Source organism: Paenibacillus sp. LS1 (assembly GCF_026013365.1).
GTDB lineage: Bacteria > Bacillota > Bacilli > Paenibacillales > Paenibacillaceae > Paenibacillus.
Map to the genome: position 1 here is coordinate 86,271 of NZ_JAPDOE010000007.1, position 25,062 is coordinate 111,332.

The window sequence follows — 25,062 nt, forward strand, 5'->3', positions numbered from 1 at the left end:
TTGAGTTGGTTGACATTGATGTTGAATAATGTTCATATAAGTTCATTTTAGTTCATTATGTATCTTTTGTGTACCTTTATTTTCAAAATAATTGATATGATTAATTATTAATGCGATATATTTCTTAAAAAAGAGCAAAAAAAAAGATCCCACAGTCTGTAAAACAGACCGGGAGATCTTCTTTAATTCACATATTAATGTGCAACAGCGTTGTTAAGCATGATCCAGATCGAACCAATCACGATAGTCATCATGATCAGCAATCCGAAGATAAGAGCCATAACGTTCCAGCGTGGTTTCTCTGTTTCACGAATATGCATGAAGAAGAAGAGTTGAACCACAAACTGAAGTGCTGCTGTGCCAAGAACAACAATGAGTGTTCCTGTTCTTTCCATCATATCATTGAGAACCACCACAAGTGGAATGATTGTCAGAACGACGGACAGAATGAAGCCGATGACATAGGACTTCAGTGAACCATGTTGCTCATGACCGTGGGAATCATGTGAGTTGTGCCCTGACATCTACATCACCCCCATGAGATAGACGATCGACAGGAGGAAAATCCATACGACGTCCAAGAAGTGCCAATACAAGCTGATAACGTTGATTTTACCGCGAGTAACATCGGTAATACCACGTTTTTTCAGTTGGAACATGAGTCCGATCATCCAGATCAAACCAAGCGATACGTGAAGTCCGTGAGTTCCCACAAGGGTGAAGAATGCGCCAGAAGCAGCACTCGTTGTAAAGCTAAACCCTTCGTGAATCAACTCAATAAACTCATATACCTCAAGAGCGATAAAGCTCGCACCCAGAACAGCTGTAACAGCCAACCAACTGATTAATTGTTTTACTTTACCCTGATTCATTGCCAGAACGGCAAGGCCGCTCGTAAATGAACTTGTGAGCAAGATAAACGTCTCGGCGATAACGCCAGGCATTTTGATCAATTCAGACAAAATCGGTCCGCCCGCCGTATTGTCACGCAACACAATAAAGGTTGCGAACAATACGGAGAACAGGATAACGTCGGAAATCAGGAAGAACCAGAATCCGAGAATTTTCATTTCCTGTGGATCATGGTGGCCATGGTCATGACCATGTGCATGATTCTCACCGTGCTTAGCGGCTGCTTGAGCCATCTATACCGACCCCCTTAACGACGCTTCGGTACGCTTAATTTCGTCGACCGGAATGTAATAATCCGTATCGTAAGAGAATGAACGGGCGATCATGCAAATGCCGACGCCAGCAAGTCCGAGAATCGCCATCCACAGCCAACCGAATACGAAGCCAAAACCGGCAACGAACCAGAAGACAGACATGATGAACGGAATCGAGGAATTCTTCGGCATATGAATCGGCTCAAGCGGTTGCTCAGGCGGATAGATGCCTTTGGCACGACGTTCTTTCTCTTCCCACCACTCATCAATATCATCTCCGCGCGGTGTAACAGCGAAGTTATATTCAGGAGCTGGTGAAGGAATCGACCACTCGAGCGTACGACCATCCCAAGGATCGGCGGAAGCTTTGAGTGTTTTATATTTGCGAATACCGTCTGCGATTTGTGCAACTTGGAACAGGAATCCGACACCCATCAGGAATGCCCCGATTGTGGATACGAAGTTCAGTTCCCACCAGCCAGTATCCCAGCCGTATGTGCTCAGACGACGTGTCATACCCATCAGACCGACAGCGTACTGCGGCATGAAGCAGACATAGAAACCAATATTCCAAGTCCAGAATGCCCATTTGCCCAGTTTCTCTTCGAGTTGGAAACCGAACATTTTAGGCCACCAGTAATACAGACCTGCGAAGTATCCGAAGACAACGCCACCGATCAATACTTGGTGGAAGTGGGCAATCAAGAAGTAACTGTTGTGGAACTGGAAGTCAGCAGGAGCAACGGATAACAGAACGCCTGTCATACCCCCGACAATAAAGCACGGGATAAAGGCAAGTGTCCACATCATCGGAGTCGCCATGCGTATCCTTCCTCGATACATGGTAAACAGCCAGTTAAATATCTTAACTCCTGTTGGAATAGCAATCAACATCGTAGTTACGGCGAAGAATGCATTCACGTCCGCTCCAGAACCCATCGTGAAGAAGTGATGCGCCCATGTGAAGAAGGACAGGAAGCTGATGATTAACATCGCAAATACCATCGACTTGTAACCAAACAGTTTTTTCCGAGAGAATGTACTTACAATCTCGGAGAACACACCGAATGCCGGCAAGACGACAATGTATACCTCAGGGTGACCCCACATCCAGATCAAGTTGATATACATCATTGGGTTACCGCCCAAATCAAGTGTGAAGAAATGCGCCCCGGCAAACCTGTCGAGGAATAGCAATGCAAGCGTCACGGTCAAGATTGGGAATGCAAACAAGATGATGATACAAGTGGAGAATACCGACCATGTAAACATCGGCATTTTCATCCATTTCATGCCTGGCGCACGCATTTTAATGATGGTAACCAGGAAGTTGATACCGGTAGCCAGGGAACCGATACCCGATATCTGTATACCCCATATATAGAAGTTCTGTCCTACCCCCGGACTGTGCGACAGCTCCGATAGAGGCGGATAACTCAGCCATCCCGCATCCGGTGAACCACCGATAACGAAGGACAGGTTAAACAGCATTGCGCCCAAGAAGAATAACCAGAAACTCAGTGCATTCAGGAACGGGAACGCAACGTCCCTTGCTCCGATCTGTAGTGGCACAATGACGTTAAATAAACCGAACATAAATGGCATCGCCATAAACAGGATCATAATCGTACCGTGAGTTGTGAATACCTGATTATAATGTTCAGGATGTAAGAAATCCATATTAGGCATAGCCAGCTGCAGACGCATCATCAATGCATCCACACCACCACGGAACAACATGATAATGGAAGCAATGATATACATAATACCGATCTTTTTATGATCGACAGTAGTTAACCAGTTACGCCAGAGCCAGCCCCATTTTTTGAAATAAGTCAGCACCGTTACGATGGTAATCAACGTAATTCCGATCGCCACGTCCGCACCATAAATCAGCGGGTCGCCGGTAACGAAAAACTCCGATGCAAACTCTTTAAGTCTCTCTAACATTGGGGGCCTCCTTTCGAATCTTTAGTTAGCACTCTTGTCCTCGTCTTGATTGGACTTGTCAGTTGTACTTTGAATGGCTCCAGCAGCTTCGTTTGAAGTACTGTGCTTACTGTGAGCACTTTGACCATCTACAACGTATTTCGTCACAATATTTTGGAACAATCCTTCTGGGAACGCAGAATAATAAGCAACATTGCTTGTTCCTGGTTCAGCCAGTGCCTTGTAACCTTCTGTGGTCAATTCCTGGGAACTTTGTTTAACTTCAGCTACCCATTTGTCAAAATCTTCGTCCGATGTAGCATTCACATCAAAACGCATTTCTCCAAAATGTTCACCTGTGAAGTTAGCGCCTGAACCCCAGTACTTGCCTTCATGATCTGCCTGCAGATACAAGGTCATCGCCATACCCGACATCGTATAAATCTGTCCTCCAAGTTGCGGAATCCAGAATGAGTTCATCGGTGAATCCGCAGTGAGTTCAAATTTCACGGGCCGGTCTGCCGGAATATTCAGCGTGTTGACCGTTGCAATCCCTTGCTCAGGATACATAAACAACCATTTCCAGTCCAGTGAAGACACTTGAATAGTAATTGGTGCTTTCTCGTGAGCCAACGGCTTCGAAGGCTCCAGATCATACGTGTAACGAACAGTAACAATGGCAAGCAGTCCAATAATGATAATTGGAACCGTCCACCAGATTGCCTCCGCCTTCGTACTATGAGACCAGTTAGGCTCATAAGCAGCTTTGTTATCCGGCTTGTCGCGGTAACGCCATACGATTACGGCAGACAAAATGAGTACTGGCACAATGATGACAGCACACAAAATTGTCGAGATGACAATTAAATCTCTCTGCGAAGCGCCAATTGGCCCCTTCGGATCCAGAACAACGTACTGCCCGCCTGCCAGCATTGGCCAGACAATCAATGCAATTGTAACCAACGTCAGGACAACCGGAATGATAATCCGGATTAGCGACCTAGGTTTCTTGTTCATTTTGATCCCCTCTCCTTAAATTCGCTCATACTGAAAAATCAGTATACTACTCTCTTCCTACTAAAGATATCAGAAATGAACAACTTTTTTGTTCTTGTTAACAAATTTGTCGATTTTACACCTTAAATGTGTGAATTTTTTCTCACAAATCGCTTGCATGGTTGATATTTGCTTATTGTAATCTTTACACATCAAGTCACAGAATAAAACCCTTTGCAGTCCCGTTGAACAGTGTCAACGAATCCGCAAAGGGCTTTATTGACTGGATTCCGGGTACTTATCCAGTCTTATTATGAACGAATTAACGCAGGATTATTATCAATCGGCGCCTTCGTCTTCCCGGCGTGTATGAACAAGGCCTATCGCTTTGGCAATAACGTAGATAAACACACTACCTACAAGGAATCCAATACCGACCATCAAGCCAAGATTACGATCATTAAAATCATTCAGATTGATCAGACACATGACCACTCCTGTAATGAGTGCGACCCATGCCAGAACTGTCATCGTCAAGACGGCGCGCCGCATATTTTTGTCTTTGCGCTCCAATTGGCTAACCATTGCTGTCTTCGATGCCATAGTAAACACTTCCTTTTCCCTTTTTGTAAGTGCTTTCCTTATACCAATATACCACATCAGTATGATTTTTAGTCAACAAATGTTCAAATTTTCTTCGCAATTTGGACACTTTATTTTAAATTCACCCGTTGACAAAACATTATTCGTTTCTTCCTTACTTCTTATAACCCAAAAATAGCCTCTTCATAACAGGAACTACACTTGACCTGATCAAACCTTTATGATCTCATCATTTTCACCTGTAATAAAACACAAAAAAGACGGCACATCGGAATACTCCAATGCTACCGTCTTTCTCATCTTTAATAAGGTATCTATATAATTAGGAACTGCTTTTCCCTTAGAACCTGCCACCCAATCTATTGGGGATTATGTTCGTTCCGTGTTTCCAACCAATTATTCTTAATGACATTCTGATACCAGTAATAGCTCTCCTTCGGCGTTCTGACAAGTGAACGATAATCCACATGAACGAGACCGAAACGCATCCGGTAGCCTTCTGCCCATTCGAAATTATCCATCAGTGACCACGCCATGTATCCTTTAAGATTAATGCCGTCGTTAATGATGCGGTGAATCTGAGCCAAGTGCTGTTCATAATATGCAATACGACGATCATCATTAATTTTGCCGTTCTCTAGATCATCATTGATGCAGGCACCATTCTCCGTGATATATACATCTACATTGCCGTACTTTTGCAGATAATGCATGAATTCATACAAGCCGCGTGATTCCACTGGCCAACCAATATCGGTTTTAGTGAGGCCCATATCAACTTCTTCCGACTGCAGAGCGCCTGCCTCCGGATTAAAGCGATTGATCCCCATGGTGTAATAGTTAATGCCTAGCAGATCGATCGGTTGCGAGATGATCTCCATATCGCCTTCCTGGATTGGCACCGTAGCTCCCGCTTCTGCGAACCAGTCCACCATAAACTGCGGATATGAACCTTTATAGATCGGATCAAGGAACCAATCCGTATTGAGCGCGATTGATCGATCACACGCAGCCTGGTCCTCAGGAGATTTGCTGTATGGCTCAGCCCAGCATACGTTCGGAGCAATACCGATCTGTCCGGTTGTACCCAAACGACGGAAGGATTGAACCGCTTTACCGTGAGCAACTAGCAATCCATGAGCAACATTGATTGACGTTTGCAGGTCTTTGTTTCCTGGCGCATGAATCCCGAGAAGGTTTGACAGGAACGCGATACACCAAGGTTCGTTGAATGTCAGCCAGAAGTTGATTTTGCCCGAGAATTCTTTGAAGATCACTTCGGCATATTTCACAAAAGCATCCACAGTTCTACGGTTGCCCCAGCCTCCGTCATCCTCAAGCGTTTGCGGAAGATCCCAGTGATACAGCGTGAGGAACGGTTCAATTCCAGCTTCCAGCAATGCATCCACGAAACGGTGGTAGAAGTCCAGACCTTCCCGATTGATCTCACCATCTCCGTCAGGAATAATACGCGGCCAGGCAATGGAAAACCGGTACGTGTTAATCCCGAGTTGCTTCATCAATTCGATATCTTCTTCATACCGATGGTAACTGTCACATGCAACATCACCATTGTCTCCGTTATATACTTTACCTGGCGTGCGCGCAAACGTATCCCAGATGGATACCCCGCGTCCACCTTCCTGTGCCGCTCCTTCTATTTGATAGGAAGCTGTTGCTGTTCCCCAGCGGAAATCTTGCGGAAATTTAAAAATAGTCATGGTTGGCTCCTCCGTCTCATGATGACACGCGGATCGTCTGTCCTGCGGTCATGGTTAAAATAATTACATAATCGCCCTGAGGCGTAAGCTCTGCCTTGGCTTGTTCATGTCCTTCTACTCTCAGAGGATATGCACTGCGAATGTTCAGCGAGTCACTTCGGTCTGCCTTGATGATCGCTGACGCAAGCTTATTGTCCGCCCACGTTATGCCCACTGTATAACCACCTCTTGCACGAAGCCCTTCCACACGACCTTGAGTCCATAGGTCAGGCAGTGCCGGCAGTAAATGTAACTCTTTCAAGTGACTCTGCAACAACATCTCGGCCATTCCAGCCGTACCCCCAAAGTTACCATCGATCTGGAACGGTGGATGGTCGTCAAATAGATTCGGATGGGTGGACCGGGCCAGCAATGTGCGTACAAACTGATGTGCCTGGCTGCTATCCAGCAGTCGTGCATACAGATTGATCAACCATGCACAGCTCCAGCCTGTATGCCCGCCCCCTTGTGCGATACGACGTTCAAGCGATATCCGTGCAGCTTCCACGAGTTCCGGTGTGTGTACTCGATTGATCTGCTCCCCCGGATACAGTCCATACAGATGGGAGACGTGACGATGTCCTGGCTCGGATTCGGCAAAATCCTTAAACCACTCCAGCAACTGTCCTTCGCTTCCAATTTGGAATGGATAGAGCTTGCTAAGAGCCTCACTCCACTCACTCGCCAATGACTGATCTATTCCAAGTTGTTTTGAAGCCTCAATACAGCGGCTGAACAGCTCACGAATCAAGCTCATATCCATCGTTGAAGCCATAGATATGCTGCGTGCCTCTCCAGCGTCTGTCAGGAACTTGTTCTCTGGTGAAGTGGATGGAATCGTGACCAGATAACCATCCGGTCCTTCCACCAGCCAGTCGAGACAGAAGAGTGCAGCCTCTTTCATAATGGGATAGGCACGTTCCTCAAGAAAACGCTGATCACCAGTAAATTGGTAATGCTCCCATAGATGCGAGGTCAGCCACACGCCACCCATCGGCCAGAATGCCCAGCTTGCATCACCGCCTGTTGGTGTCGTGGTTCTCCAGATATCCACGTTATGATGCGCGGTCCATCCACGGGCTCCGTAGAGAATTCGCGCCGTTCTACGCCCTGTATCACTGAGATCTGTCAGCATATCAAACAGCGGCTCATGACATTCACTGAGATTGCAGACTTCTGCCGGCCAGTAGTTCATTTCGGTGTTGATATTGATCGTGTAATCACTGTGCCATGGCGGCTCTACCTGATGGTTCCAGATTCCCTGCAGATTGGCAGGCTGGCTGCCCGTACGCGAACTCGCCATTAACAGATATCTTCCATATTGAAAATAGAGTGCCTCCAGCCCAGGGTCTTGTTCCCCTGCCTGATAGGCCTGAAGCCGCTCATCCGTAGGCAATTCGGCGTTAGCCGATACACCGAGATCAATAGAGACTCTGTTAAACAAAGCGTTATGATCTTCTACATGTCGGTCACGAAGCGATTCCGCACCATGTGTGATCCCTTTGGAGATCGTATCCATGCATTCCTTTTCCAGCACCAGGTTGTCCTTTACAGGCAACACATTGTAACTTTCAAAGGACGTAGCTGCTGCCAGATAGAAAACAACCTGATCAGCACCCTGAATATGTAGCTTGCCTTCCAGCTTGGAGACCTTCGCCTGCTCTCCTGTTGCCGTAACTGCCACACGCACAGCATACGCGGTTCCCCGATCCTCTTCATAGATAACGGATTCAGGGTGATCCCTGAAGTAATTGGACTCCACATGACTTGGGCACCGGCTGAACATGGTGAGTGCATCTCCCGAAGTCTGAACCTGATAAGGATGGGGACTGTCTAAAGTAACAATTACATTCACAGCACCCTTCTGATCAGCTTTCAATGTGCAGACCATCAGATCATCCGAAGCGCTGGAATATACTTCACGTACATAACGAGTTCCTTCCCAAGAATACGCCGTGGTGGCAATACCCGACTCCAGATCGAGCTCACGCTCAAATGCATCATACGAAAGATCATCCAGACCCTCATGGTGTAGTAGAAAGTGACCCATCGGCTGATAAGCCTCCACATCACGACCCAGCATTTCACGGTTCAACAAATCCTCGGCTTCGCCATACTGCCCAGCCATAATCAACTCACGCGTCTGTTTCAAATACCGCTGACTACTGTATTGAATCGTATCCCGTGGAAATCCTGACCATAATGTATCTTCATTGAGCTGAATTCGTTCATCTGCTGCGCCACCGTACACCATGCCTCCAAGACGGCCGTTTCCGATGGGCAATGCTTCTTCCCAGCGTTTTGCCGGTTGTCGATACCATAGACGATTGATTTTAGTTTGGTTATTGTGTTGGGACATGATTAGCTCCTGTTCCTAAATCAGCTATAGAATTCTTTAGTATATAAAACGTTTTCGGTAAGTGCTTACAATAATAAAATTATATGTGATTTCAAAATTTGCGTCAATGCAAATCATCACATCATCCACAAAAAAAAGGCCCTATATAGGGCCTTTCCTTGTGTAACCATGGATTGCAGACAATCCATATTATTTTACGTCTTTTCCTGTCCACAGGGAGACACGATCTTTAACCCAAACGGTATATTGTTTCTCCATCTCCACTGCACCTGCTTTGTCCAATTCAGCCAGGAAGGCATCATAAGTTGTATCAAAGTTAGCTGGTGTAGTCAGAACAGCTTCCGGAATACGTTTACGTACGATATCCTGCGTTTTCTGGAATGTTACGTTGTAGTCCGTGTCGGAAGGTACGGGCATATTATATGCTGCACCCCAGTCTTTCAGCTTCAGATCTTCTTCGGAAGGATAGAAATCTTTCCATGTTGTAATACCATAGGCTTTCAACGTTTCCTTCTCAGCTGCAGTGTAGCCTGCTTGAATCTGCTCAGGGAAGTTCGTTGTATAGTAGTTATCCGTAGAATCTTTCACACCATCACCGTATCTCGCACTAAAGGCGCTATACATCCCGATTCCTGTTTCCTTGCTGAAATTCGAGTTGTCATTCGTTTTGCGATCCTGAATCTCTTCAGGGATCACACGTTTGCCATCTTCCACGTTATAGTGTTCGCCTTCAATACCCCAGTTTCTTAGAACTTGTCCTTCATCGGAAGCAAGCCAATCCAAGAATTTAATGATACGTACCGGATCTTTCGCCGAAGTTGTGATCCCGATGCCATATCCGTCAAATCCAGTTGGTTGGAACGTATGATCCACAATATCCTTGTTCAGGGACACGGAGAAGTGAGCATATGTGGCATCGTCTTTGCCCGCTGATTTGAGTGCATTTTCAGCTTCTTGATAATTCCACTCTTGGTCGATCAGACCTAGTACACGGCCACTGGCAATTTTAGACTTATATTGGTCATCCTTTTGGACAAATGCATCTTTGTCCAGCAGTCCTTCACTATACATTTTGTTCAACCAACGGAAGTATTCTTTCTCCTCTGGACGCTTGTAGTGAAGCGTCGCTTCATACGTTTCAGGGTTGATGTAATATTCTCCATCATCCGGTGCACCTGTTGCCTGGAAGGCTGGGTTCGTTACCGTGATCATGATCTTCCAATCATCTGCATTTAATGTCAGTGGAATGGTTGGCTGACCATCAATGGTTGGATGTTTTTCATAATAGGCTCTCAGTACATTCTCATAATCCTCAAGTGTCTTCACTTCAGGGTATCCGAGCTCTTTCAATACTCTTTGTTGAATTTCGAATCCGCCACCTGCATCAAATACAACATTATCTACACCCATGTTGGTTGGGATCGTATATATTGCCTGATCTTCCGTGTTATATTTCAAACGGTTCATCTGGTCGCCATAGATTTTTTTCAGGTTCGGAGCATGCTCTTCAATCAGATCCGTCAGATCCAGCATCGCGCCTGCATCCACAAGCTTAGACAAGTTACCTTTAGGGAAAATGAGATCAGGGTAATCACCGCTGGCCGCCATAAGTGCAATCTTCTGATCGCCACCGTTGTTCACATCATACTCAGCTTCAATCGTAACGCCTGTTTGCTTGGTAATCTCTTTACCGACTGCATCTTGCATCTTGTTCCAGGTCGGACTAGCATCCGCCCCAAAGAACGTGACTGTAACTGGTTCGGTTCCGCTGGACTCCGTAGTCCCTTTCGTTTCCGAATTCCCGCAGCCAGCTGTGACCAACATCGCACTTGCGAGCATCAACATTGCAAACGTCTTGGGTGTATTACCTTTCATTTTGCCTCTCATTGTCTAGTTCCCCCTATTATTTATGAAGGTTTTATCTGTATAACAGGCCTGGGCCTGAGGATACCACTTTTATTGAATGCGCTTTCGATACAGTCCACTATGGCTTTTTGTAAAGCTAGCATCTCAATCGGATTAAGCGATACAACATTCTGCTAACAAGCATAAAACGTTTTCGTAATAACTATAAAACGCTTACTGAAAGTGCTTACATGATAGATTATATGCTATCCACCACCCTACGTCAACAACAAAAAAAGCCCTTTCTCAAGGGCTTTTTTTGAAATGAAAACCATTGGCTTTTATGCCTTGTTTTCAATCTTATTTCACATCTTTTCCAGTCCACAGCGCAACACGTTCTTTGATCCAAACGGTATATTGTTTCTCCATTTCTACTGCACCCGCTTTATCGAGTTCAGCCAGGAGACTATCATATACGCTGTCGAAGTTCTCTGGCTTGGCAAGGATGGCTTCCGGAATCCGTTTACGGATGATATCCTGCGTTTTCTGGAACGTTACGTTGTAATCCGTGTCCGAAGGTACAGGCATGTTATATGCTGCGCCCCAGTCTTTCAGCTTCAGTTCATCTTCGGAAGGATAGAAATCTTTCCATGTTGTAATGCCATAGGCTTTCAACGTTTCCTTCTCTGCTGGTGTGTAACTTGCTTGGATCTGTTCAGGGAAGTTCGTTGTGTAGAAGTTATCTGTAGAATCTTTCACACCATCACCGTATCTTGCGCTGAAGATATTGTACAATCCGACACCGGTTTCTTTGGTGAAATTCGAGTTGTCATTCGTTTTGCGATCCTGAATCTCGTCAGGGATTACACGTTGGCCACCTTCTACGTTGTAGTGCTCGCCTTCAACACCCCAGTTTCTCAACACTTGACCTTCGTCGGAAGCGAGCCAATCCATGAATTTGATGATACGTACCGGATCTTTAGCCGAAGTTGTGATCCCGATGCCATAACCGTCAAACCCAGTTGGCTGGAATGTGTGATCCACAATATCCTTGTTTAGGGACACGGAGAAGTGAGCGTATGTGGCGTCATCTTTGCCCGCTGCTTTAAGCGCATTCTCAGCTTCACCATAGTTCCAGTCCTGGTCAATCAGACCGAGTACACGACCACTGGCAATTTTGGATTTGTATTGATCATCCTTTTGAACAAAAGTATCTTTGTCCAGCAGTCCTTCACTGTACATTTTGTTTAACCACCGGAAATATTCTTTTTCCTCTGGACGTTTGTAGTGAAGCATGGCTTCATACGTTTCAGGGTTAATGTAATATTCACCATCATCCGGTCCACCTGTTGCCTGGAAGGCAGGGTTCGTTACCGTAATCATGATCTTCCAGTCATCTGCATTCAATGTCAGAGGAATGGTTGGTTGACCATCAATCGTTGGATGTTTTTCATAGTACGTTCTAAGAACGTTTTCGTAATCCTCAAGTGTTTTCACTTCAGGGTATCCGAGCTCTTTCAATACTCTTTGCTGAATTTCGAATCCGCCACCTGCATCAAATGCAACGTTATCTACTCCCATATTCGTTGGAATAGCATAGATCGCCTGATCATCCAGACTGTATTTCAAACGATTCATCTGCTCGCCATAGATTTTTTTCAGGTTTGGTGCATGTTCTTCAATCAGGTCAGTCAGGTCCAGCATTGCGCCTGCATCCACTAGCTTCGACAAGTTACCTTTAGGAAAGATAATATCAGGGTAATCACCGCTGGCAGCCATCAAAGGAATCTTTTGGTCGCCACCATTGTTCACATCATACTCTGCTTCAATTGTAACACCTGTTTGTTTGGTGATCTCTTGGCCCACTGCATCTTTCATGTTGTTCCAGCTTGGACTTGCATCTGCACCAAAGAATGTAAAGGTTACCGGGGTGGTCGTATCTCCAGAATCAACCGGCTTTTCTGAAGCGGTAGTTCCTCCTCCACTGCCACTGCATCCTGCTGTAATTGCAAGAGCACTGGCTAACAGAAGCATTGCGAATGTTTTTGGTGTTTTGCCCTTCATGTGTAATCCCCCTTATGGATATAATGAAGCTGTATATTTGTATAACAGGCTGACCTGCGCATACCGTGACCAGATGAAACGGATGTAACTTTTTTTATCTAACATTAAGAGCGCTTTCGTTATAACGGTGAATGGATCTTCCAGCACCTTAATTCACTCGTCATCCTCTAAGTTGCCTTTGAACGAATAGGACAGAATGTATGTCGTTTTCCCTGATGTACAAGCAAATGTAAGTGCTTTCATAATTGAATAATAATCGCTCCCATAGTCCTTGTCAATAGTGAATATACAAAATTGAAAACGTTTTTTAGAAAACGTTTTAGGTATATAAAAGAACCCGGTTGCCCGGGTTCTTTCTCTGTTTGAATCTAACCTGACACGTACTTATTTAGCCTCTTCACCGCTCCACAGCTGAACACGGTTTTGTACGAGCTCTGTGTATTGTTTCTCCATATCCTCTGCTCCTGCTTGGTCCACTTCTGCAATCATGCCGTCATAGATAGCATCGAACTGTTCAGGAGTACTCAGAATGGCTTCCGGGATACGCTTCCGGATGATATCCTGTGTTTTCTTGAAGATAACGTTGTAGTTAGAGTCACCTGGTGTTGGCAGATTATATGCTGCTCCCCATGGTTTGATTGGGAACTCATCTTCACTTGGGAACAGATCTTTCCACGTAGTAGCACCGTACGCTTTGAGTGTTTCTTTCTCTGCATCCGAATATGCTGCAACGATCTGTTCAGGGAAATTCGTAGTGTAGTAGTTATCCGTTGAATCCTTCACACCGTCTCCATAGTGACCGGACATATTGGTGTACAGTCCGATACCCGTTTCTTTCTGGAATACGGCTGCATTATTGGTTTTCTGGTCCTGAATATCGGCAGGAATCACACGTTTGCCGTCCTTCACTTCATACTGTTTGCCTTCAATTCCCCAGTTCATCAGCACTTGCCCTTCTTCAGAAGCCAGGTAATCGAAGAATTTGATCGTACGAACCGGATCAGGGTTCGTGGTTGTAATCCCTACACCCCAACCAGATACAAAACCAGGGTCTTGGAAGGAATGATCCTTGATATCCTTAGACAGGGTTACCGGGAAGTGTGAATACGTTGCTTCAGTCTTACCAGCGGATTTCAATGCATTTTCTGCATCGGAGTATCCCCAATCCTGGTCAATGACACCAAGAACACGTCCACTTGCAATTTTGGATTTGTATTGGTCTGTTTTCTGGATAAAGCTGTCCTGATCCAGCAATCCAGTGTTGTACATATGGTTCAACCAGCGGAAGTACTCTTTTTCCTCTGGACGTTTGTAATGCAGACTTGCTTCATACGTCTCTGGATCGATGTAGTATTCACCATCATCCGGTGCACCTGTTGCCTGGAAGGCCGGGTTCGTTACGGTAATCATGATTCTCCAATCATCCGCGTCCAGTGTTAACGGGATGGTTGGCTGACCATCAATCGTTGGGTGTTTCTCTTTGTAAGCCTTCAATACATTCTCGTAATCCTGAAGTGTATTCACTTCTGGGTATCCGAGTTCTTTCAGTACACGATGCTGAATACCAAATCCACCACCTGCATCAAAGTACTTCTGGTCTACTGCATAATACGTCGGCAGTACATAAATAGCCTGATCTTCATTACTGTATTTCAACCGGTCCATGTAATTACCATACAGCTTCTTCAGATTGGGAGCATATTGGTCGATCAGATCTGTCAGATCGAGCATTGCCCCGGCATCCACCAGTTTGCTGAGTTCTCCTTTGGGTGACACGATATCCGGATAGTCTCCGCTCGCCGCCATTAAGGATATCTTATCTTGACCACCACTAACGGCAAATTCACCGTTAAGGGTTATCCCTGTTTTCTCTGTAAGGACTTTGCCGACTTCATCCTTCATGCCATTCCAGTTCGGACTGGGATCGACACTAAAGAAATCGAACGTAAGTGGAGTTGTCTCTGCGCTTGTATCCTTAAAGGACGTATCACCGCCACTTCCTCCACCGCAACCTGCGAGTAAAGACAATGCAAGCACTGGTGCCAGTGCAATCTTCATTTTGGAACTTGCCATAATGGTAATCCTCCCTGTTTCATATGTCTGTTTTGTCCGGGACTTTTTTGTCCCTGTCTATAGCTTCATGGATACCACACCGCAGCCCTATACGGTGAAGCGCAGACCACATGGCTGCGCTTCGGGTATCCTGATGCTTCATTTGTAGATGTACGGCCGCTCTATTTGGCAGCCTGTACCCAGTTGTTTAACCTTTTACTGCGCCCAGTGTCATACCGCCAACAAAGTACTTCTGAAGGAATGGATATACAATGAGGATTGGAACCGTTACAACGATCGTAATCGCCATTTTGATCGATTCCGGTGAAATCTGTGTCATTTGCTGCGCCATATCATTGGCATTTCGTCCAGCACCTGAGCCTTGCTGCGTACTTTGCAGTACTTTCATCAGCTCATATTGAAGCGTGGTCAAATGTGCCTTTGAACCATTATACAGGTACGTATCGAACCACGCATTCCATTGACCTACAGCCAGGAACAATGCGATGGTAGCAAGCACTGGTTTACACAGTGGCAAGATGATTCTGTAATAGATTGTAAAGTCATTCGCTCCGTCCAGCTTCGCGGATTCCTGCAATGAGTATGGCAGGCCATCAATGAATGAACGGATGATGAACACGTTAAATGCACTGATCATGCCAGGCAATACATATACCCAGAATGTACCGATCAGGTTCAAGTCACGCATCAGAATGTACACCGGAATCAGACCACCGGAGAAATACATCGTGAGTGCGAGTGTTGTGGATACAAATTTTCTAAGTCCAAAATCAGGTCTGCTCAGTGTAAAGGCGATCATGGATGAACTGATCAATCCGAGCACGGTACCTACAAGTGTACGCAGAATGGAGATCTGCAAACCTTGTAACAATCCATCATATTGGAAAATCGTTTTGTAGTTCTGTAATGTGAATTCGCGAGGCCACAAGTAAATTCCGCCACGTACTGTATCTGTCGAGTTATTGAGTGAGATAGCTAGTACGTTAAGGAATGGATAAAGTGTTACAACCAGCACCATGGTCATCGCGAGGATGTTGAATATATCGAACAGTTTATCGCCCCGAGTAGCATTGAATGCTTTGTTCGCCATAATGTCGTCCCCTCCCTACATGATGCTTTCTTTTGTGAATTTTTTGAACAAGCCGTTCGCAGTAAACAGAAGGATGATACTGACAACGGAGTTGAATATACCTATGGCTGTACCATACGAGAATCGTCCCATATTCAAACCATAATTGAGCGCATATAGATCAAGTACTTCCGAGTAGTCTGTGACCAGACTGTTGCCAAGCAAGAACTGCTTCTCGAAACCGATACTGATAAGATGTCCAATTGACATGATGAAAAGTACGGAAATCGTGGTCCGTATTCCAGGCAGCGTAATATGCCACATCTGTCTCCAGCGGTTGGCTCCATCTACACGGGAAGCTTCATACAGCTCATTGTCGATACCTGTAATCGCCGCCAGATAGATGATGGCATTCCAACCCGTTTCCTTCCACATATCTGAAGCGGTTACAATGTACCAGAACAAGTTCCCCTTGGCCATGAACTGGATCGGCTGATCAATAATGTTCAGGCCTACCAAAAGATCATTGATAATCCCTCCATCGGTGGAGAGCATCTTCGTAATGATCCCGGCTACAACAACCCAGGATACAAAGTGAGGCAGATATGATACCGTTTGCACGGCACGCTTGAAGAACATGCCTCTCATTTCATTCAGGAGAATAGCGAAGAATATCGGCACGATAAAACCGACAACTAGTCCCATCAAGCTCATTGCAAGCGTATTTCGAAGTACCAGATAGAAACGATCATCACTGAACAGCTCTACAAAGTGTTTAAAGCCAACCCACTCTTGATCACCAAACGATCTGGCAGGTTTATAGTTTTGGAAAGCCATCGTCCATCCCCATAGTGGCAGATAGTTAAATACGAAAACCCAAGCTACGAATGGCAATGACATGAGATAGAGATATTTCTGCTGCTTCATTCTGTCCCAAATTCCGTTCCGCCGATTCTTTAAAGGCGGTTTGGGGTCACTGCTTCTGTTCGCGGAAGCGGATTTTTTTGTTAGCGTTTCCATCTCCGTTCCCCCTCCTCTGTTTTATAAAATAATCATACTCGATAGAGCGTTTTCAAAATACCATCTGGATTTTAGAGAAAATCATATAGAAATTAGATATAGACATATATAATCAGACATTATTTAGTTAAAATCAGTGATAAATTCTACTTCTTAATGCAATTAAAGTAACATAAAGGCACTATATATAATAAAATGGTTAATACCGAAAACGTTTTATAGTAATCGTTTACTCCAATTGAATAACACACAAAAAGGACCCTTTCGGGTCCTTATAAATCACAATGTGAATTGAATCGTCTGCAGTTTAGCGATCCCGAGCAGTTGTGCAACAGATATGGAGATCTCCGGGTGGAAGTGATCGCCATGCAGATACGAAAGGATCTCCTGAAATAAGTAGGCGGCTTCCGGACGCTTCATTAATGACAGGTTAGTAAAAGGAAGTGAGGATACCAAAATCCTGCCCTTTCCTACTTTTGCCTCAAAAGCATAAGCGAGTCGTTTAGCCCGATGGAAATGGTCCACTACCTCGATCAGCGGCTCTACCCCGGGCAACGTATCCAAACATATCGCCGGTGTACCGTTCACCAGGTGATACCAATGCCAGTCTGAAGCCCCATCATGCGGGAAGGAGCCCAATAGTGGTACCTGATCCCTCAAAAACATGCCCATCGTTGCACCAGGCTGTGTAGCGAACATGAGGTAATTCCAGAATACAGGCAGGTACTTGGTCTCCACTGAATCATATAGCCCTTCTGCCGTTGGCTGTAGCCACACACTCCCCCCATTAACCACATAATCAATGACATTGGGTGTTAACGACTGAACGATAATCAAGTCAATCTCCCGATTTTTCAACAAACGAAATCCATCGATGTGATCAACGCAATCATCATGCGCTTCACCCAGGAATGGCTGCAACTCTGCCACGGTATTCCAGAACCGATTCGAACCCGGGTGAGACTGATAAAAAGGAAACGACCAGCCCTGCCATACATTGGCTACATGTCTCTCCGAATCACCTGACCGCAGCTCTGCTTCGATCCGAAAAGCAGCTGCTCCTTCATGAGGTGCTCTAGTGACAATGCTTCCCAATGACATGACGGACCCACATTGGATTTCTCCGGTTTTCCATTCTCCTTCGGTAAGTATCACATCATCGCTAATCAACTTCCACTGTATGGATGCATCCTTAAGCGGATCTTTACCATAGTGTGATATGCGGACATCAACATGAATAGGTTCTCCGGCGTAGAATGTACGTTCCTTGCAGCTTAACAACAGCACCACATCTGCGTTGAACCGCATGAATTCTTCAGGTGTTGTAATGCCTTTGTCGTCCCAGAATACATCCAGAATGCCCGTCGTAGCATGTCCCTGCCCTGGAAAATCGCGGATGTCCAGCAGCTGCACGCCTGCAGCATCTGGTGTTCGTCGAATCCGCTCCATGGCTTCTTTTAAGGAACGCATCAAATGTGTGCCGGTGGCCTGTTGAAAATGCTCCAGGTCCTCCATCATGCCTTTGTTAGACAATGATTCTTCGATCGGGCCTAACCAACTAGGGCGCAGAACGCCAGTATACTTTGCTCGCTCTTGGGGCCGCGCATACATGGTGAACTGTGCATGTTCGTGTCCAATAACAGGTTGCTCCGCAAGTCGGGTAACCGCATGATAATCCAGCGTGGTATCCGGTACAGCTGATAAAGTGGACTCCAGTGGGGGATGCCAGTTCAATGACTGAATATAATAATCTCCTTCCCGCCCTTGCGCCGGAAGCTGTCCAAAACCTGTATTGTCCGTATATAACCGTGTGGGGTCCATATCCCTTGCCCTCGATACCAAGGCATTGAGTTCAGGATGGCCATTCGGACCAATCAGTTCATTCCCCATGGAGAACATGACGAATGAAGGATGTCTGTGCAGCGATTGCAGCAACCCGTCCAGTTCTTGTGTCAAATAGGACAACACTTCAGCGGGCGCAGACTGATCGGGTTGCTCAAAAAATCGAGACCAATGTGGAAGTTCTGCCTGCACCAGCATGCCCTCTTCATCAGCGGCGTCCCAGAATGGTTCTGGCGCACTCCACCCATGCAGACGGACATGGTTGAATCCGTACGATCTGGCGACTCGAAACTGCTGAAGATAATGCTCCTTGTCCCAGACGGGATAACCCGTCAGTGGAAAGATACAGCAATCAACGTACCCGCGCAGATACACCGGCGTTCCATTCAATTCAAGCTGCTTCCCATTAGTTACAAAGGAACGTACACCAAATGATTGCTCCTGCTGGTCCAGTTCCTGTTCACCGTCATGCAGACGGATCACTGCTCTGTATAATTGAGGGGATTCATCCGACCATTTTGCGATAGACTTCTCTATTCCAAGCTCCAATCGCCACTGGTCTATTACAGCGTTGCTTTCAGTTGAAACTACGGAGCTTATATCAGCATGCACTGGAGCACTCAGCTCCACATGACAACTGTAGCGATCAAGCCATGTGCCGTCTGGATGCTGGATATCCACATGCAATTGCATCGCTCTGGCCGATTCATTTGCGGTAGCGCTTACAGTACAATCAACCAGAATGGCTCCAGTTTCAGCATCTGGTTGAATGCGTAACGTCTGAACTCGGCATGGGGGCAGAATGTCCAGATAAGCACCACCCGTGACTCCCCCCCAGGCTGTAGCTGTATGCAATGAATGAATATGGCTGCCGGCCAGCGGAAGTTTCATCGTATTATCCACGCGAATCTCTATCCGATTCACTTCTCCCTGTTTCACCAGAGAGGTAACATCCCACTTCTGTTGATTCACCAAACTATCTTGCTGCCCAGCATACTGTCCATTGATCCAAAGATTCGTGGTCCAGCGGACTCCTTCCAATCTGAATACATACTGGCAGCCGGAATCGTCTGATGGAACATGAATATCCTGAGCATACCAGGCTGATCCTTCATACTCACGTACCTTGGTCCAGGTATCGATTCGTTCGTATTCAGGCTCATCTCCGTACCCTTGCTCTTCCCATGAACCGGGAATCTGAATGGTTTCCCAGGATGTGGTTTCACGCCGTGAAGGCCGTGTTATTTTTTGTTCAATGAGCTTATCGGACTTATCGGACTCCAGATCCAAGCGAAACTGCCATGTTCCATTTAAGTTCAATGTATGACGTACAGCACCTATATCAGACAAATTCATATCGTATAGCCATCCCTTCATCTGGATTCTTATAAATCCAGTCTAAGATGTGAAGCATTCCGTGACCATTGCTTATCATGGGAAGTGCATGGACAATATGATGAATCTGGAGAATGTCCAGTAATCCCGAAAACGTTTTATATAACAAGCATGGGCAAAGCCCAGCACTTCGTACTTATTCTTCGTTTATATCGGTAACCGATTCTTTGGAAAGGGATTGTGTTCTTGCTTGTTTGTAAGCGGATGGGGATTCCCCTACATACTTCTTGAACTTACCGTGAAAATAGTCCACGTTTGCATATCCCACTCTCGCCGCAACCTGATGGACCTTCAGTCCTTCATCCAGCAATTCCTTGGCCTTTTCCATACGAACCTTGTCCAGAAATACATTGAAGTACTCTCCTGTATGATTCTTAAACAACTTGCCGAGATAACTGCTGTTATAGTTAAACACTTCTGCCAGTACTTCGAGCTTGAGATTTTCACCAGGATTACGCTGGATAAATTCAATCATCTGTTTCAGTACAGTATCCTTGCTACCTCCACCCATACGTTGAATAAGTCGATTCAAATGCTCGGCTGCCATCACTTTGAGATCGGACATCGTGAATTGATGATAGACTTCGTTAATCAGAACCGAATGTTCCTGCATAATGGAGTGCATATGTTGATTCGTCGCTGCGAGCTTGTTGATTGCCAGAGAAAATACCTGTGAGAACGCCGTCTTGATCGCTTGCTCTGTTCGATGATATGGAACCAGACGCTCTTCCATCTCACCCAGTACCCGCATGACTGATTCACTACTGCGGATGTCCAACGCATAATACAGCTTGTCCGCGAGTTCTTCCTCATCTGGTTCATGCGTTCCATCCACAGCTTCAACTCCTGGCACAATAACGCCTTCGCCTTCGTTTCCTTCATTCCATAGAATAATGCGCTGCTCCGTGAACAAGAATCGTTCCCCAAGAGTACGATTGGCCTGAGTGTATGACCGTGCAATCTCAGCTGTAGAATGTACGGGTTCTCCTGCAGCACCATACATGTGAATATCCCATTCTCCCAGTAGTCCTTCCAGCTCAACATAGAGATTCCTTGCAGATGACTCGGATGTGATCGTTTCCTTCCTTAACAGACCCAGACCGGAATGGAAGGAGAATACGATGCCTCGATCTTTCTGGTCAAATGCTTCAATCAGTTTGCGCTTTATGACACTGCCCCGTTGAAGGTCGGGAGCCGAATGCATCTCCAGCAGCACAATCTGATAGTGAGGCCAATGCAGACCCAGGCTATCATCTTCCATGCTGCCCGCACCCTCCAGACTGTCAAAGAGCAAAGCCTCGATCTGATGCTCCCTATAGACGGTATCCTCACCTGCATGACGTGCCATCGTCTCCCGTTCACGGGTCAGGATCGTAGCAATACGCTCCAGCTCGCCAATAATCTCTTCTTCATCCACCGGTTTGAGCAGATACCCATCCACACCGAAACTGATGGCTTTTTTGGCATAATCAAAATCCGCATAACCGCTCAATATCAAAAAGTGCGAATCCGGATGATTCCGGCGCACTTCTTCAATCACATCCAGCCCGGTCATACCGGGCATGCGAATATCAATAATCGTCAGATCAGGCTCCAATTCCTCAAACCGGGAGATGGCCTCACGCCCGCTGGCAGCTGTAGCAATGACCTGGAATCCGTATTTTTCCCACTCGATAATGGTGGTCAGTCCCTCACGGATGCTCGGTTCGTCATCCACCAAAAATACTTTATACATGTTGGTCCCCTCCTGCTGGCAAAGTGAAAGAAACCTCTGTTCCTTCCCCATATACACTCGTAATCTGCAATCCATATGGCTCCCCGTACGTCAGTGTTAAGCGTTGATGTACATTACGCATGCCAATCCGGCTCTTCTCCTGTTCCTCTGGTCCACAGATGAACTTCATCACCTCAGCCAGTCGTTCCGGCGTTATGCCTGCACCATCATCTTCTACACGGATCTGCACAATGTCCTCTACTAAACGAATACTTATATTCACACGAACTGTACCCTCTTTGTTCTCCAGACCATGGACAATCGCATTCTCAACCAGAGGCTGAATAATCAAAGGCGGAATGTACATCTTCTCCACCTCGGGATCGATATGGATCTGGAACGCAAGTCGGTCGCCGTAACGAAATTTCTGAATTTCCAAATAGGAACGTACCATTTCAAGTTCAGCCCGGAAGGTTGTTTTTCCACTACCAATCTCCAGACTCTTGCGCATTAGCTTGCCCAGCAGCCTGACGATGTTGGCAATCTCTGCTTCGCCCTTAATATGCGCTTTCATGCGAATGGACTCCAAAGCATTAAACAAGAAATGAGGATTGATCTGACTCGCCATCATTTTCAGTTTAATCTCTTTCTGGGCGATTTCCAATTGATTGTTCTGTTCGGTCGCTTCTACCACCTGCGTCATGAGTTCATTGATGCTTTTCACCATATAGTTAAACTGTCGTGACAGTTGTCCGATCTCATCGTTGCCATCAATTCTCGAAGTCACATTCAGGTCTCCTAATGCAAGCTTATTGAGATGTTTACTCAGCCGCAGCAATCGGTTCGAAGTAAGGAACGAGATGATATATACGAATAATAGGGCGATAACCAGCACAAGGATAATAAAAATCATACCGATCATGCTGACGGTATTGGCGTCTTTGACTATATTTTTGGTGGCAAAAACTGAAATCACCTTCAGGCTGTTCATGCTTGATCCAGGGCCCAGCTCATCTATAACAATGTTGGAGGGTTCCCCCTGAAAATCAGCTTCAATGGTACCTTTTGCCTGATTCTGCAGATCGACGCCAAAATCAAGTTCGTCCAGCGTTTTACCCACTAACTCGGTATTCTTGGCTGCAACCACATAGCCCTGCTCGTCCGTAATCAACGTCTCGAACTGCTCTTGACGCAACAATCCATTCAGCTCATCCTGATTGATCACAATCATCAGCACACCCTCGGTCCGATATTCGGCAAAAGGTACTTTGCGTACCAAACTGAGCTTGTGTACAGGATTATCACCCTTGTCCGGAATGTAAAACCACCCGATGCTGGTCGTTTTCAGTGCCTGCTGATACCAGTAACTCTCTTCGGTCTGCTTGTCTACAGGAATGAATTCGAGGTTGTTGATCAGTGTCGGATTAGTCGAGTAAAACCGAATGCCGGCGACTTCACGGTACAGACGCCTGTATTCTTGAAAATCTTTGTATGCGAGATAAGCCGATGTCAGCTGCACAACACTCTCGTAACGTTTGTTCACGATCTCCTTGAGATCCGCATTAAACATTAAAAGGTTGGATATGTCGGTTGGCACACGCAGCATGGTCGCCGTCTGGCTTTTGATCTTGTCCACATTAATGATCGTCTGGCCAATCGCATTGTCCAGAGCCTGCTGGCGAAAATAACTGGTCACAGCCAGACCGACAATCAGGACTGGAATCATGACAACCAATACATAGGAAATGAGCAATTTATGCTTTAATTTGAGATTATTCGTGGTTCGTATCAACCTTTTAAACATGTCTGCACCTTCCTTCATCTGTATAAGCGCTTACATATAAAGAGCAGGATCAGGATGTCCTGTCCCTTTAATTTATCATACCACATAACCGTCAGAATTCGGATTGTCATTGAACCTCGAACAGAAGAGGCCGCCATTAACATGGCGACCGGGCTTGCCGAATTATTTCTGCTGACAAAAGTTTAGTGACTCCTAGATGGGCGAAATCCATGTCCTTTGGCACGCCATGCTACAATCAAAGCTACCAATGATAAAGCCAAGATAGCCCAATTAAATGACGAAGCTCCCCATTGATTCAGAAGAACACCTCCCACCATTCCCCCTAGCGCAATAGCAAGATTCCAAACGGTTGTATTAATCGGCATGACGAGATCCACACCCTGTTCGCCCGTAGCTTGAGCAAGTGCAGTCTGCAACAGGGTAGCCGCACCGCCAAATGTCAGAGCCCACAGGGCAACAGAAGCAAAGACGACAGCAACATGCTCGCTCCAAAGACCTAATACAAGGGAAACCAAAGCAAAGCCCGCAAGGCTCATCAGAACCAACATACGTAACCACCGATCAATGAACATACCTGTAACCCAAATGCCCACCAATGCCATCAGACCAAATACAAGTAAAATGAGTCCAACCTTGGATTCCAAACCGACATCAGCGAGAAACGGAGCAATATAGGTGTATAAAATATTATGAGCCAGCATCCAGGCCAAGACGACAGTCAAAATGGGAATGATACCGGGGGTGAACAGTACTTGCTTGACGGAGATCCGCTTATCCGCTGACTGCCCTGGATAGTCGGGTACTTTCCAGAGCACCCAGAAAATCAGTACAAACGCCAGCAACGACATCAGCCAGAACACCGAGCGCCAGCCCATAAATGAACCCAGCAGCGTACCTGCCGGAACACCAAATGATAAGGCAATCGGCGTTCCAATCATAGCCACAGCCATGCCCCTTCCCTTGAGATGATCAGGTACCATGCGTAATGCATAACCGCCAATCAGGCCCCAGGAGACACCAGCCGCAACACCTGCCAAGAAACGAGCGAAAAGTGTCAGCACATAGTTTGAAGAGAGCGCAGTAATGGTATTGAAGACAAGAAAACCAATAATGGACAGGAGTAAAAGCGGACGCCGCCGCCAGCCCTTTGTCAGTACCGCCACAGGTATGGCAGCAACCAGCGACCCAACAGCATAAAAGGTGACAAGTTGCCCCGCCCCTGCCTCAGAGATCTGCAGCCCTTCTTTAATTTGCGGCAGCAACCCCGCAGGAAGTGTTTCGGTCATAATGGCTATAAAACCCGCCATAGCCAGGGCCAGCAACCCTAACCACGGAAAACGATGAGAAGATATATCCGACATCTGTGCAGCTCCTTTTAAGGTAGTATAGAATAAGTAATCGAATTATGGATCGATCATTCCTT

At 46.1% G+C, this 25,062-nt stretch carries 16 protein-coding genes; all 16 read right to left on the reverse strand.

Annotation, left to right across the window (positions count from 1 at the left end; genetic code table 11):
• Positions 1–194 precede the first annotated feature (194 nt).
• The 16 genes from cyoD to OM416_RS22160 all read right to left on the reverse strand — a co-directional run bounded on the left by cyoD (position 195) and on the right by OM416_RS22160 (position 25,000).
• On the reverse strand, positions 195–524 hold the full coding sequence (gene cyoD / locus OM416_RS22085; RefSeq protein ID WP_062836431.1) for a cytochrome o ubiquinol oxidase subunit IV: 330 nt from the start codon (positions 522–524) through the stop codon (positions 195–197).
• Positions 525–1,145 (reverse strand): cytochrome o ubiquinol oxidase subunit III, encoded by a 621-nt coding sequence (gene cyoC, locus OM416_RS22090; protein WP_062836430.1) that lies wholly within the window; start codon positions 1,143–1,145, stop codon positions 525–527.
• The gene (locus OM416_RS22095) at positions 1,146–3,116 is read right to left on the reverse strand and encodes a cbb3-type cytochrome c oxidase subunit I (RefSeq protein WP_264933064.1); all 1,971 of its coding nucleotides are present in this window, start codon (positions 3,114–3,116) and stop codon (positions 1,146–1,148) included. It abuts the gene before it with no gap.
• Positions 3,117–3,137: 21 nt separating this feature from the next.
• Positions 3,138–4,112 carry a ubiquinol oxidase subunit II gene (gene cyoA, locus OM416_RS22100; RefSeq protein WP_264933066.1) on the reverse strand — a complete coding sequence of 325 codons (975 nt, stop codon included), beginning with the start codon at positions 4,110–4,112 and terminating at the stop codon, positions 3,138–3,140.
• A gap of 318 nt (positions 4,113–4,430) precedes the next feature.
• Positions 4,431–4,694, reverse strand: coding sequence for a hypothetical protein (locus tag OM416_RS22105; RefSeq protein WP_091038518.1), 264 nt, complete (start codon positions 4,692–4,694; stop codon positions 4,431–4,433).
• A gap of 359 nt (positions 4,695–5,053) precedes the next feature.
• Positions 5,054–6,415: a GH1 family beta-glucosidase gene (locus OM416_RS22110; protein ID WP_264933070.1), complete on the reverse strand. Its 1,362-nt coding sequence runs from the start codon at positions 6,413–6,415 to the stop codon at positions 5,054–5,056.
• Positions 6,416–6,431: 16 nt separating this feature from the next.
• On the reverse strand, positions 6,432–8,813 hold the full coding sequence (locus OM416_RS22115; RefSeq protein WP_264933071.1) for a glycosyl hydrolase family 95 catalytic domain-containing protein: 2,382 nt from the start codon (positions 8,811–8,813) through the stop codon (positions 6,432–6,434).
• 189 nt (positions 8,814–9,002) lie between these two features.
• Positions 9,003–10,700, reverse strand: a complete 1,698-nt coding sequence (locus tag OM416_RS22120; RefSeq protein ID WP_413775816.1) for an ABC transporter substrate-binding protein — start codon at positions 10,698–10,700, stop codon at positions 9,003–9,005.
• Between the two features lie 318 nt (positions 10,701–11,018).
• Positions 11,019–12,722, reverse strand: a complete 1,704-nt coding sequence (locus tag OM416_RS22125) for an ABC transporter substrate-binding protein (RefSeq protein ID WP_264933073.1) — start codon at positions 12,720–12,722, stop codon at positions 11,019–11,021.
• Between the two features lie 384 nt (positions 12,723–13,106).
• A complete protein-coding gene (locus tag OM416_RS22130; RefSeq protein ID WP_264933075.1) occupies positions 13,107–14,795 on the reverse strand; it encodes an ABC transporter substrate-binding protein in 1,689 nt (562 codons plus the stop codon).
• A gap of 187 nt (positions 14,796–14,982) precedes the next feature.
• The gene (locus OM416_RS22135) at positions 14,983–15,885 is read right to left on the reverse strand and encodes a carbohydrate ABC transporter permease (RefSeq protein ID WP_036606894.1); all 903 of its coding nucleotides are present in this window, start codon (positions 15,883–15,885) and stop codon (positions 14,983–14,985) included.
• 15 nt (positions 15,886–15,900) lie between these two features.
• Positions 15,901–16,884, reverse strand: a complete 984-nt coding sequence (locus OM416_RS22140) for an ABC transporter permease (protein WP_036606891.1) — start codon at positions 16,882–16,884, stop codon at positions 15,901–15,903.
• Between the two features lie 279 nt (positions 16,885–17,163).
• Positions 17,164–20,082 (reverse strand): glycoside hydrolase family 2 protein, encoded by a 2,919-nt coding sequence (locus tag OM416_RS22145; RefSeq protein ID WP_264933079.1) that lies wholly within the window; start codon positions 20,080–20,082, stop codon positions 17,164–17,166.
• A gap of 175 nt (positions 20,083–20,257) precedes the next feature.
• Positions 20,258–21,856, reverse strand: coding sequence for a response regulator transcription factor (locus OM416_RS22150; protein WP_264933081.1), 1,599 nt, complete (start codon positions 21,854–21,856; stop codon positions 20,258–20,260).
• On the reverse strand, positions 21,849–23,639 hold the full coding sequence (locus OM416_RS22155; protein ID WP_264933084.1) for a sensor histidine kinase: 1,791 nt from the start codon (positions 23,637–23,639) through the stop codon (positions 21,849–21,851). Before OM416_RS22155 ends, OM416_RS22150 begins: the two co-directional genes overlap by 8 nt.
• Positions 23,640–23,821: 182 nt before the next feature.
• Positions 23,822–25,000 carry an MFS transporter gene (locus OM416_RS22160; RefSeq protein WP_264933085.1) on the reverse strand — a complete coding sequence of 393 codons (1,179 nt, stop codon included), beginning with the start codon at positions 24,998–25,000 and terminating at the stop codon, positions 23,822–23,824.
• Between the last annotated feature and the right edge of the window lie 62 nt (positions 25,001–25,062).